Below are 11,270 nucleotides of genomic sequence, written 5' to 3' on the forward strand. Positions count from 1 at the left end.
TGGATACTCGAAGAAGACTTCTTTGTTTTCTTCTTTTTTAATTACATAAGAATGGGGGCTTTACTATGAAACAACCTGAGAAAATTGGTCATGATATGTATTTGATTGATGATTTCGATTTAGGGCGTGACAAGCGCACCGGTACATATGTTTTGCTTGATGAAAAAGTAACACTGATCGAAACATGCGCTTCTCCTTCCGTCCCTCATATTTTGGCGGGCTTGGAGCAATTGAATGTGCAGCCAGATGATGTGGCGTATATTATCGTCACTCATGTGCATCTTGACCATGCCGGAGCCGCAGGAGTGATGATGGAAGCATGCAAAAATGCGAAGCTTATTGTTCATCCGCGCGGAGCTCGCCATTTGGCTGATCCGACAAAACTGATTCAAGGTGCTCGTGTAGTATATGGCGATAAATTCGACCAATTGTTCTCTCCAGTTTTGCCTGTCCCTGCAGATCGAATGATCATAAAAGAAGACGGCGAAACCCTGCAAATCGGACCGGATCGCACGCTGACCTTTTATGACACACCTGGTCATGCAAGACATCATATGAGCATTCATGACTCAAAAAGCAACGGCATATTTACAGGAGATACAATCGGCATTTACTATCGCGAATTAGATGATTTGCAAGTAGAATTATATTTACCGTCTACCTCTCCTACTCAATTTCATCCGGGAGAAATGAAAGAATCCATGCGCCGTATTGAAGATATGCGTGTAGATGCTATTTATTTCAGCCATTTCGGGCATACAACAAACGTACAGGAAGTATACAAGCAAATCTCGTATTGGCTTCCTCAATTTATCCAGCACGGAGAAAACGCACTTCAACAGCATAGTGACTTTGCTTTGGCTGCCAATACGCTCAAAGAAGAGCTCCTTACTCTTATCCGTAGCTACCTGACAGAAAAAGGCGTGCCAGCAGATCATTCTGTCTATGAAATTCTTAATTTAGATATAGAGGTGTGCTCGATGGGAATCGTAGACTACTTATTAAAGCAAAAGCAAGCGGTGAAGTAAGAATAAAACCATCTAGTACAATTAAAACACCAAAACGAGTATCGACGGATGCTCGTTTTGGTGTTTTAATACCTTTTAAGCACCTTTTTTATCCCTCAGCTTTTGATAAAATCCGTAAAAAGCAATAACTATCAAACTTCCAAAGCGATCCGCGATAACTCTCCCAGGTACTTCTCCAACAAGGACGACACCGCTCCAAAATAACTGCAGCCAAAGAATATGAATAGGCTCAAGTCCCCTCCCCATATAAAAAAGGGTTAGTACAGGAGCAATAAAATTAATCGTACCGAAAAAACTGATTCAGAACATAAACTTAATATTGTGTTTAGAAATACTGTTTGGCTTCATATACATTCCCGCTATCCTGATAATTTTTTCTGAATTTTAATAATATTCCATTCCTTATTGTACCATCTAATTTATATAAGAATGTATTTTTCACTTCTAAATATGCAATTGTAACAACAAAAATAAGCACCCCAATTCCTATGCTAATTGGAGTGCTTTTTCATATCGTTTTGGTATTCGGGATTACCTAGACTTTTTCCCATTGTTGCGCGCTGTGTAAGCCGGCTTCTTTTTCTTTGGTACAAATGGTTTTTTCTCTACGAATTCCCCTTTGAATATATCTTGTTTTACAAATTCGATGCCCAGCTTTTTCGAGAATTGCATCAGCTTCTTTTCTTCATTCGGAGTAACAAGCGAGATAACAGTGCCCTCTTTCCCCATGCGGCCCGTACGGCCAGATCGGTGAATATATTGATCCAAGGTTTCCGGTATATCCAAATGAATTACATGCGTCAGCTCCTCCACGTGAAGACCGCGCGCGGCCACGTCTGTAGCCAATAACAGCTGCAGCTTGCCTTGATGAAGCTTGCGCAGCATCGCAGCGCGTTCTTGCTTGGTCGCCTCCCCGTGAAGCGCTCCTGCTTCCACCTTCTTATAACGAAGCTTAGCGGTCATTTCATCCAGCTTGAACGGGTCATTCATAAATGCCAATGCTTTTACATTGTTCATATGAACAATCTTTCGGATGTTGTCAAGCTTTTCACGCCAATCACACACAATGTATAAATGCTGCACCTTAGATGCTTCTGTTGCCCGCTTAACACGTACAATCTCCGCTTCATTCGAAAAATTGCGCGCAGCATCTTCTACTCCCTTGGAGATAGTAGCAGAGAAAAATAACAATTGGCGGTCTCTCATAGCTGCTTTTAAAAGATCGTTTAATACTTGCACCATATCTTGCTGGATTAGCTGATCAAACTCATCAAATACAATCGTTTTTACTTCATGCATCTTTAGCTTTTTCATGCGAATCAGCTCTAATATTCTTCCTGGAGATCCGACAACCACCTGCGGATGCTTTTTCAGCTTCTCCACTTGGCGCTTCATATCTGCTCCACCTACAAAAGATCCTCCTGATATACCGCTGCCTTCAGTAAACTTTTGGACTTCCCCGTGTATTTGCATCACAAGCTCGCGTGTTGGAGCCAATACAACAATCTGTGGGTTTTTCACTTCAGCATCGACAGTATGTAGAAGCGGCAGCAAGTACGCCAGCGTTTTTCCTGTTCCCGTCGGCGATTCTGCCACTACATCCTTCCCTTCTAAAATGAAAGGAATGGTTTGCTTTTGAACATCCGTCATATCTTGAAATCCTGCTTTTTGCCAAGCAGTTTGTAAAAATGGTTTCATTTGTTGAATCATAGGCCGTTTCTCCTTTAGCTTCGTTTTTCATGCATATGTGTGAGCTTGTGCATGGTTTCAATCATGTGATCGACTAGTACAGGAAGATCGTCGATATGATCCTCTGTAATGTGTTTTTGAAACTGCACAGATGCCTCTACACTGTAATCCTGCTTCCCGTGCTCATATGCTACTTGCTGTGTGATGATGCGTTCTTCTCCCCATACAGATTTCAGCAACTGACCGGTCTCCGAGCAATCCGTTTCCGGGTTAACTGTTTTGTATTGAAATAAAATCTCTGCCGTACAGCCGGGAGTGAAGCTGGCGTCTTCCATTATTTCTCCTAACAGATTCCGCGTATCCGCCTGCAGGACAAAAACTGCTGTTATATGTATGTTATGTAAGTTCTTGAGAACAAATGACACCCTATACTGCCGATTCATGGAAGCTAAGTCGACAAGGTCCTTTCGTCCAGTCACCAATATGGCTCCGTCAAAGTCCTGGTCATATATATATCCTTCTACAATGACTTTTAAATTATCAAAAACAGTGGGATCAAACATCCTGTCCTCCTTAAAAAAAACGGAAACGCCTTTCACAACGGAAAGGCGTTCGCATCCTCATATGAAGTTAACTATACAAAAGATATGGTCAAAGCGCAACTTTTAAAATAAGCCGACTGCTTTTCCTTCTTCATTCACGTCCATATTTAACGCAGCAGGCTTTTTCGGCAAGCCTGGCATTGTTAACACTGAGCCTGTCAATGCCACGATGAAGCCAGCACCGATAGATGGTTTTAATTCACGCACAGTAATTTTAAATCCAGTTGGTCTGCCAAGCTTTGTTGCATCATCAGACAGAGAGTATTGCGTTTTTGCCATACAAATTGGCAAGTTCCCCCATCCTTCTGCTTCAAATTGTACCATTTGCTTGCGAGCTTGCGGCATAAATTCTACATCGTCTGCACCGTATACCTTCTGTGCAATCGTACGGATTTTGTCTGCAAGCGGTAAATCAAGGTTATATAACGGCGCATACTTATTTTCACCAGCTTCAATCGCTTGAATCACTTTTTCAGCAAGTTCTGCTCCGCCTTTTCCGCCTTTACCCCAAACTTCAGTTAACGCAACGTCATAGCCTCGTGTCTCACACCACTCTTGTAAATACGCGATTTCTTGCTCGGAGTCTGTCACGAAACGGTTGATCGCTACAACGAATGGCAATCCGAATGCTTGGACTGTTTCGATATGCTTTTGCAGGTTTTCCATACCTTGTGCAAGAGCTTCTACATTTTCTGCCTTCAGCTGATCCTTCGCTACGCCGCCATGCATTTTCAACGCACGGATCGTTGCTACAATAACAACAGCTTCCGGTTGAATATCTGCAAGACGTGCTTTAATATTTAAAAATTTCTCTGCGCCTAAATCCGCTCCAAAGCCTGATTCTGTAATTACATAGTCACCAAGCTTCGCCGCCATTTTCGTAGCAATTACACTATTGCAGCCATGCGCGATATTCGCAAACGGACCGCCGTGAATAATAGCCGGCGTATGCTCTAATGTTTGTACCAAATTCGGCTTAATCGCATCTTTCAGAAGCAATGTTAGCGCACCTTCTACTCCTAAATCCTTCACTGTAACCGGTTTATTTGTCACATCATAAGCTACTACAATGCGGGATAAACGCACTTTTAAATCCTCAATATCAGAAGCCAGACAGAAAACCGCCATAATTTCTGAAGCTACCGTAATATCAAACCCATCTTCACGCGGCACTCCTTGCAACGGTCCGCCAAGTCCGATAACAACCTTACGAAGCGCTCGGTCGTTCAAATCCACGCAGCGTTTCCACACGATTTTTCTCGTATCGATTTGCAGTTCGTTTCCTTGCTGGATATGATTATCAATCAAAGCAGCAAGCGCATTATTAGCAGTAGTAATAGCATGAAGATCGCCTGTAAAATGCAGGTTAATATCTTCCATTGGAATTACCTGTGAGTAACCGCCTCCTGCAGCTCCTCCCTTAATTCCCATAGTTGGTCCTAATGAAGGCTCACGAAGCGCCACAATCGCTTTTTTGCCGATTTGATTAAACGCTTGTCCTAATCCAACTGTTACAGTAGATTTCCCTTCTCCTGCTGGAGTTGGATTAATCGCTGTCACTAAAATGACCTTACCATCCTGTTTCGTCTTTAGACGATCTAAAATATTTAAAGAAAGCTTCGCTTTGTAATGTCCGTATGGCTCAAGCTCTTCCATCTCAATATCCAAATTTTTCGCGATTTCTACAATTGGTTGAATTGATGCTTCTTGTGCAATTTCAATGTCTGATTTAATGATTGTTTCCACTGTCATCCCCGTTACCTCCTGTGTTGTAATCCCTTTCATTATACCATATTTTCAAAAAATTATTGTAAATTTATGCTTATCAACATGTAAAGAATAAATTACTTTGGTGATTGCACTGGTTCCTTTGCCTTTTGCGCTGATTCCCTGTTTTTTGCTCCGATTCCCTGCTTTTTTGCACCGATCACCACTTTTTTGCACCAATCACCGCTTTTTTTGCTCCGATTCCCCGCTTTTTTGCTCCGATTCCCTGCTTTTTTGCTCCGATCACCGCTTTTTTGCACCAATCACCGCTTTTTTGCTCCGATTCACCGCTTTTTCGCACTGATTTCCTGCTTTTTGCTCCGATTCCCGCTTTTTTTGCTCCGATTCCCTACTTTTTTCACCAGTCTTCCCAAATCAGGAACAACACGCTAAAAAAGCTCCAGCTTATGCTGAAGCTTTTTGGATCATAAATACCCACATAAACGTCAACGCCTGCTTCAGCTCTGCAGACAGATTGCCAACATGCTTTTCAGTGACTCCACGCTTATAAACGCCCAATCCATCAACCACCGCAAAACCGTTTTCTTTGACCAATCGTTCAAATTCCCATGGCATCATTGTATTGCAAATAACCGTCTCTCCGTATAAGCGTTTATAGCTATTTTCTCTCGGATGTGCTGTCGGTCCTAAAATACCGATACATGCGAGACCATTCGGCTTTAATATGCGTTTCATCTCTTCAATGGCAATTAAAGGGTGCTCTGTCCACTCCAGCGCATTAATGACCATCGCCGCATCAAAGCTTTCATCTTCAATTGGCAACGCATTAATATCCCCTTGCATAAAAGCTAACCCTTCCTGCTCTCCTCTTGCGTTTGCCAGCTTTATCATTTCTTCTGACAAATCAATGCCTGTCGCTTTGTAGCCTGCCTTATTAACCTTATATGTACCATAGCCATCTCCGCACCCTATATCAAGCACTGCTGCTCCTTTTTCTACATGCTTTTCAAAAAATGGCACGATTTCACTGCGGCTGCCTGTATCCCACATCTCTTGACTGCTTTGATTCCAAAAATTTGCACGCTCATCCCATTGTACTTGCGCTGTTTTATGCCAGTTAAATGACTTCATTTAGGGTTCCCGCCTTTATTTCAGTTTTATTCCACTTAATATAATACGACACATCATCAAAAACTTCCTTGTTGCGCACAGCCATGCTCTTATTATGGGATAAAGTAGCATTCATTGGATAACAAAAACAACAAATACTAAAAACACATCCCAAAAGAAAGTGAGGGATTACAATGGATGAAGAAGAAAAACGCATAACACATGAGCATAATTTAGACAAAGAGGAATACGCGGCAGAAGTTGTGCCGACCCGCTTTTACATGGGAGAACGGCCGATACATCAAGCCACTGAGGATAGAACAGAGGCAGGCACCATTATGGGCTATGTCGCTTTATTTGTTGCTTTATTCTCCATTGCATTCTACCCGGTTGTATTTGGAATTGTGTCTGTTGTATTAGGCTTGCTGGCAGTAAGCTATGGCGCCAAGACACTTGGATTTACCGCAATCGGATTTGGAGGATTTTCTCTTCTATTTACGATATTGTACCCGTTAATGTTGGGACTTTTTTATTAAAAAAAGCCACCAAGCTCTAGCTTGGTGGTTGCCTTATCTATGAAACAGCATAATATGACCGCAGTTCTTGCAGTGATAGGAGGTGATTTCGTGGAATACGGGATAATTTTCTTCTTCCCGCTGTTCGATAAACACCTTTTCAAACTTATACATATTAGGTGCAGGCCCAAAATCCTGCTTGGAACGAGCATATAAAACAGATTGATAAAATTCGGTGCCATTGCACACTAAACACATCTTCTTCACCATTTCTATTCCCCTTTCATGGAATGCTTGTCTTATATCCACTATATGAGGAAAAAACAGAAACATGTGTTTATTGTTCTTTAATTGACGATTGCAGAAATGTATTCAATATTCCCAATGCCTTAATCGTAATGGTACGTCCATCGTTTGTTTCAAATGTTTTTTCAGCATTCATAAAAAACACACGGCCTTTGACTGTTGTTTGAACCAGCGTAAGCTTCACGTTATGTCCACCTTCGTATTTCACACATGTAAAATCTGTACCTGAACATTCAATATCATACTTTTTGGCTATGTATTGCTCAAAATCAGCTTCTCGAGGGCATGTCAAAATGAACACCGCAACAAGCGCTAAACTAAGCAAGCCTATTGTTAGGAATGACTTATTCACATTTACTCCCCTTTCTAAATAAAAAAACTTGACCGATGACAGCCAAGTTTACTTTTCAACTACAAAGCTCCAATCCTGCTCTTTTTTATCATATACGAGCCAGCCTTTATCGGAAGCATTGCCTTTATGCTCACCAAGGTTTTCTATAATCTCGTCTGTGTTCTCGAAGGTTCCTATCACATACACAGGAATTTCCACTCCTTTTCTGGAGTCGAGTTTCTCATTTAAATCTATCAATAAGCCATCCTCGATGTATGGAAGCAGCTTTTCAATAGATTCCATTGTAACTGCAGGGTAAATTTTTGATTTTTGAAATAGAGGAATCCGCTTTTTATTGCCCATTCCAAGCTTATAAGGAATCACCTTGCTAAGCAGTGCAGCAAAGTCCATCGATCTTCGATAATAAATCTTGTTATACCATCCGTCTTCATGAGATAGATACACATATCGATTCTTTAAGAGAGGAAAAAACGGCTTGCCGATTGGTTCTTTTTTATGAGCTAAATATAACAACTCCGCAATTTCTGTCGGCTCTAATTCATCTAAATCGTTCACATCTTCAAAATCAATCCAGCAAAACTCTCCGTACTGTGCTACATCAGCCGCTGCCAGCTTATTCATATTATCTTCTTCCACATACTCTAATAAAGTATGATAGTTTAAATCAGTCCAGTCAAAATCATGCTTTAATAAAAGCACGTTTTGAAGAGGAGATGGAATATTGTTTGCAAACTCCTGGAAGGTAATACCAGAAGTGAGAAAACAATTGTTTCGTCTATCCCCGTTAATGTATATGATTTCCTTTATTTGGTCAGATCCTCCAGCCAAAGTCACTAGCCACCTTTTTTCCAATTAAATACATTATATAATTATTATTTTATCATGAAAGGATTGATAAACATAGTAAAATAACATGATAATCGCATATATTATTTTTACATTTTCGTGTCGTCTATTACAGATTATTTACACTTTAAAATTCATTTCATACAGTGGCACTAGGACTTCTAAAAAAATAAAAATGAGACCTATGTCAGGTCTCATTTCTTACAATAAATCTTCATCGCTTTGATTGTTTGATTTGTTGTTTTGAGAAAACATTCCCTGTAATGTATTCAATGTTTGCGGAGCTAAATCGATCGCTTTTTCAATCAAATGCGTCGATTCTTTCAGATGCATAATATTCACACCCTCCTTGTTTACCACTAGAAAGGCTACAGGCGAAATCGATACGCCGCCCCCGCTTCCGCCTCCAAACGCATGCCCTTCCTCTCCATCCTGTTGTCGTTTCTCTGCTCCAAAGTCGCTTCCTCCTGCCCCAAAGCCAAACGCCACTTTAGAAACCGTCAATACCACTCCACCGTCCCCTGTTTGCACAGGCTCTCCCACAATTGTATTTACATCGACCATCTCTTTCAAATTTTCCATTGCTGCTTTCATTAGCCCTTGAATTGGATGCTCCATTGCACACTCTCCTCCTTATACTGATACTAATCTTTTTCTAGTTTTTCCTAAATTTATAGAACTAAACATTTTTTTCCTATAAGAAAAAACTATACTTTCGCTGTGAGAAGCTCTTTACAATGAGCATAACGTTTTAATGGAAGAAGGATGTTATTTCATAAAAAGAGAAAAGGAATACACAATGCATTTCAATCAAAAGGAGGATCCTCAACATGCAAACGTGGTATAGCTCATCTGGCATATGTATCAATGAAAGTGCTGAATTGCTCATGGTGCTGCAAGGAAAACCTGAAGATAGAGATTTTCTACTGGACCTGCTAAATCAGTACATCGGTAAAACTAAAAAGGAACCTTTGACAAAGGCCCCTCCACTCTTTATTGAAATACTAGATATAACGCAGCTGCAAGTAAATTTGGGATACTAATCATAAATAAACCGATAGCATATTCTCTTCTCCTTGACTGCGAATTCCTTTTTGTAATCATAAAAGCCACACATCCAAGCAAAATCGCGGCAATGCCGATTACCCCCGAGAATTGATACACAACATACCAATCCTGCAGCAGTACAGAAATGATACCGACAAGTGCGGCAATGCAAGCTCCAAGCTCTAAATATTGCTTCATGTTCTTTCCCCCTCAAGATGTCTTTTCTCTATTATATGATAAAATTGAATTTTCAGATAAATTTCATCGTAAAAATTTCGGAGAAACGAGCTTCTTTTCCTCCTCACTTTTTAATTCTCCATGATTCGACTATTTTCCTGCAAATAACACTGAATTTTTTATTTATAACTTTTGGCAGCCCACTCCGAGCGCAGTATGCCCATAATAACGCGGTCATAATGTTTCCCGTCTCGATAAACCGCAGCCCTCATTCTACCTTCATGCTGAAAGCCCGCCTTTTCATATGCACGAATCGCACTTTTGTTATAATCAATCACATCTAATCCAACACGATCCAAATTCAATTCTTCGAAGGCAAAACGAAGGATCAGTCTTAAAGCATCTGTTCCATAGCCTTTATTCCGATTCTTTGCTTCCCCTATTCCAATCGCAAGCAACCCTGCACGATTGTTCCACTCAATGCTGTGGAGCGCAACAAAGCCAACCAATTCATCACCCTGAATAGTCCGCAGCCGAAAATAGGCACTATTCGAGTTGCTGCTCCCTTCTGCCGCCATGCGCTCCTTCGTTCTCGGCAAAGCAATATCCGTATCGACATTTCGAAGATACTCCGCATCCTCGCCCCACCGGGCCATCACTTCTGCGTCTTCTTGTCGTACCGCGGACAGACGCACATATTCGCCATGAAAAAGATTAGAAAAATGTGTTGTCACTTTCTTGTCTCTTTATTCGTTATTTCTGTCCAAACTCCACCATCACCTTTTTCTTCATCAGCTTGCTATATATATTAGGCGCCAATCTGCTAATCCATAAGGAGGTTTTAGAAACAGAGCTGATGTAGAGGCGCTTCTTATTTTTCAATACTCCTTTTACAATACACTCTGCTACATAACGAGGCGTTAATACATTACCTACTGTTTGTCGTTGCTTTGAAACTTGTGTTCCATCTCCACTTAGAGCATTTTGCACAAGTGCCGTGTTTATGAAGGAGGGATACACCAACAGAACCTTTACACCAAGGTCTTCCACTTCTGATCGCAATGTTTCAAAGAATCCATGCAATGCATGTTTACTTGCAGCATATCCTGTTCTGCCAAATAGAGGTGCAAAGCCGGCGACACTGGAAATAGCGATAAAGGTTCCTTTATTTTTAATCACTTGTTCAAGTGTATAGTGTGTAAGATTCATCGTTCCATTTATATTTACAGCCAACACATTTTCAAGCACATCAAGCTGTGTGTGAAGGAACGGACTTCTGTGGGATATTCCAGCGTTATGTACAACAATATCAATGGAGTTATGGATTTTTTCAATCTCTTCGATGGTTTCCTTGCATTGCTCTTTCTTTGTAATATCTAATACATAGATTCCACATGGTACGTTCTGTTCATGTAAAAGAGATTGTAACGTTGATATTATCCCCTTATAGTAGACACGAAAAAAAGCCCATCTGATAAAATGGATGGGCAGTCTACTATTGGGGGATTTTATTATGCCATTAAAGGGAACAAAATTTAAACACTATTCAAATCAACTAAAACTTAAGGCAGTAAAACAATATGAAAATGGCTATGGAAGTTACGTTTCAATTTCACAGGAATTTGGTTTACGTAGTTCAACTCAACTTAAAAATTGGGTGAAAAAGTATAGAAATGGTGAGTTATTTGACGATCAAAGGGGAAAAACAAATAATTTTCATCCGTTCACTGGACGTCCAAAAACTAAGTTTGATTCCATCGAAGAAGAAAGAGATTACTTGAAAGCACAGGTAGAATATTTAAAAAAGCGCTATCCAAATATATTGGGGGAGGGTTAATTCCAAAGAAAATTCGATTTGAAATAATAAGTG

At 40.6% G+C, this 11,270-nt stretch carries 15 protein-coding genes; 3 read left to right on the forward strand and 12 right to left on the reverse strand.

Annotated elements, in window-relative coordinates:
* The first annotated feature begins 65 nt into the window (after positions 1 to 65).
* Positions 66 to 1,028, forward strand: a complete 963-nt coding sequence (locus J7Q84_RS07515; protein ID WP_209093884.1) for an MBL fold metallo-hydrolase — start codon at positions 66 to 68, stop codon at positions 1,026 to 1,028.
* Positions 1,029 to 1,559: 531 nt separating this feature from the next.
* Here J7Q84_RS07515 and J7Q84_RS07520 read toward each other — a convergent pair.
* The 5 genes from J7Q84_RS07520 to J7Q84_RS07540 all read right to left on the reverse strand — a co-directional run bounded on the left by J7Q84_RS07520 (position 1,560) and on the right by J7Q84_RS07540 (position 6,178).
* Positions 1,560 to 2,738, reverse strand: coding sequence for a DEAD/DEAH box helicase (locus J7Q84_RS07520; protein WP_209093885.1), 1,179 nt, complete (start codon positions 2,736 to 2,738; stop codon positions 1,560 to 1,562).
* 14 nt (positions 2,739 to 2,752) lie between these two features.
* Positions 2,753 to 3,280 (reverse strand): hypothetical protein, encoded by a 528-nt coding sequence (locus J7Q84_RS07525; RefSeq protein ID WP_209093886.1) that lies wholly within the window; start codon positions 3,278 to 3,280, stop codon positions 2,753 to 2,755.
* 102 nt (positions 3,281 to 3,382) lie between these two features.
* Positions 3,383 to 5,071 carry a formate--tetrahydrofolate ligase gene (locus tag J7Q84_RS07530; protein ID WP_209093887.1) on the reverse strand — a complete coding sequence of 563 codons (1,689 nt, stop codon included), beginning with the start codon at positions 5,069 to 5,071 and terminating at the stop codon, positions 3,383 to 3,385.
* Positions 5,072 to 5,246: 175 nt separating this feature from the next.
* Positions 5,247 to 5,387 (reverse strand): hypothetical protein, encoded by a 141-nt coding sequence (locus tag J7Q84_RS07535; protein WP_209093888.1) that lies wholly within the window; start codon positions 5,385 to 5,387, stop codon positions 5,247 to 5,249.
* A gap of 104 nt (positions 5,388 to 5,491) precedes the next feature.
* Positions 5,492 to 6,178: a class I SAM-dependent methyltransferase gene (locus J7Q84_RS07540; protein ID WP_209093889.1), complete on the reverse strand. Its 687-nt coding sequence runs from the start codon at positions 6,176 to 6,178 to the stop codon at positions 5,492 to 5,494.
* 173 nt (positions 6,179 to 6,351) lie between these two features.
* Between J7Q84_RS07540 and J7Q84_RS07545 the strand changes: the two genes are divergently transcribed.
* Positions 6,352 to 6,693 carry a permease gene (locus J7Q84_RS07545; RefSeq protein WP_209093890.1) on the forward strand — a complete coding sequence of 114 codons (342 nt, stop codon included), beginning with the start codon at positions 6,352 to 6,354 and terminating at the stop codon, positions 6,691 to 6,693.
* A 33-nt stretch (positions 6,694 to 6,726) separates the two neighbouring features.
* Here the strand turns inward: J7Q84_RS07545 and J7Q84_RS07550 are convergent, their stop codons facing one another.
* The 7 genes from J7Q84_RS07550 to J7Q84_RS07580 all read right to left on the reverse strand — a co-directional run bounded on the left by J7Q84_RS07550 (position 6,727) and on the right by J7Q84_RS07580 (position 10,915).
* Positions 6,727 to 6,939: a hypothetical protein gene (locus J7Q84_RS07550; protein ID WP_209093928.1), complete on the reverse strand. Its 213-nt coding sequence runs from the start codon at positions 6,937 to 6,939 to the stop codon at positions 6,727 to 6,729.
* Between the two features lie 70 nt (positions 6,940 to 7,009).
* Positions 7,010 to 7,330, reverse strand: coding sequence for a hypothetical protein (locus J7Q84_RS07555; protein ID WP_209093891.1), 321 nt, complete (start codon positions 7,328 to 7,330; stop codon positions 7,010 to 7,012).
* A 48-nt stretch (positions 7,331 to 7,378) separates the two neighbouring features.
* Complete coding sequence (locus J7Q84_RS07560) at positions 7,379 to 8,158, reverse strand: oxalate:formate antiporter (protein ID WP_209093892.1); 780 nt, start codon at positions 8,156 to 8,158, stop codon at positions 7,379 to 7,381.
* 219 nt (positions 8,159 to 8,377) lie between these two features.
* Positions 8,378 to 8,794 (reverse strand): GerW family sporulation protein, encoded by a 417-nt coding sequence (gene ytfJ / locus J7Q84_RS07565; RefSeq protein WP_209093893.1) that lies wholly within the window; start codon positions 8,792 to 8,794, stop codon positions 8,378 to 8,380.
* A gap of 375 nt (positions 8,795 to 9,169) precedes the next feature.
* A complete protein-coding gene (locus tag J7Q84_RS07570; RefSeq protein WP_209093894.1) occupies positions 9,170 to 9,421 on the reverse strand; it encodes a hypothetical protein in 252 nt (83 codons plus the stop codon).
* 158 nt (positions 9,422 to 9,579) lie between these two features.
* Positions 9,580 to 10,134, reverse strand: coding sequence for a GNAT family N-acetyltransferase (locus J7Q84_RS07575; RefSeq protein ID WP_209093895.1), 555 nt, complete (start codon positions 10,132 to 10,134; stop codon positions 9,580 to 9,582).
* A 19-nt stretch (positions 10,135 to 10,153) separates the two neighbouring features.
* Positions 10,154 to 10,915, reverse strand: coding sequence for an SDR family NAD(P)-dependent oxidoreductase (locus tag J7Q84_RS07580; protein WP_209093929.1), 762 nt, complete (start codon positions 10,913 to 10,915; stop codon positions 10,154 to 10,156).
* Here J7Q84_RS07580 and J7Q84_RS07585 point away from each other — a divergent pair.
* On the forward strand, positions 10,914 to 11,237 hold the full coding sequence (locus J7Q84_RS07585; protein ID WP_247739130.1) for a helix-turn-helix domain-containing protein: 324 nt from the start codon (positions 10,914 to 10,916) through the stop codon (positions 11,235 to 11,237). The two genes, J7Q84_RS07580 and J7Q84_RS07585, sit on opposite strands and share 2 nt — an antisense overlap.
* Positions 11,238 to 11,270 lie beyond the last annotated feature (33 nt).

This window comes from Bacillus sp. 165 (assembly GCF_017742235.1).
Lineage (GTDB): Bacteria > Bacillota > Bacilli > Bacillales > Bacillaceae_G > JAGHKQ01.

What these genes read in the sequence shown, in the direction of transcription:
- J7Q84_RS07515 (WP_209093884.1), top strand. Translation starts at nt 66, where the DNA reads ATGAAACAACCTGAGAAAATTGGTCATGATATGTATTTGATTGATGAT.
- J7Q84_RS07520 (WP_209093885.1), bottom strand. Translation starts at nt 2,738, where the DNA reads ATGATTCAACAAATGAAACCATTTTTACAAACTGCTTGGCAAAAAGCA.
- J7Q84_RS07525 (WP_209093886.1), bottom strand. Translation starts at nt 3,280, where the DNA reads ATGTTTGATCCCACTGTTTTTGATAATTTAAAAGTCATTGTAGAAGGA.
- J7Q84_RS07530 (WP_209093887.1), bottom strand. Translation starts at nt 5,071, where the DNA reads ATGACAGTGGAAACAATCATTAAATCAGACATTGAAATTGCACAAGAA.
- J7Q84_RS07540 (WP_209093889.1), bottom strand. Translation starts at nt 6,178, where the DNA reads ATGAAGTCATTTAACTGGCATAAAACAGCGCAAGTACAATGGGATGAG.
- J7Q84_RS07545 (WP_209093890.1), top strand. Translation starts at nt 6,352, where the DNA reads ATGGATGAAGAAGAAAAACGCATAACACATGAGCATAATTTAGACAAA.
- ytfJ (WP_209093893.1), bottom strand. Translation starts at nt 8,794, where the DNA reads ATGGAGCATCCAATTCAAGGGCTAATGAAAGCAGCAATGGAAAATTTG.
- J7Q84_RS07570 (WP_209093894.1), bottom strand. Translation starts at nt 9,421, where the DNA reads ATGAAGCAATATTTAGAGCTTGGAGCTTGCATTGCCGCACTTGTCGGT.
- J7Q84_RS07585 (WP_247739130.1), top strand. Translation starts at nt 10,914, where the DNA reads ATGCCATTAAAGGGAACAAAATTTAAACACTATTCAAATCAACTAAAA.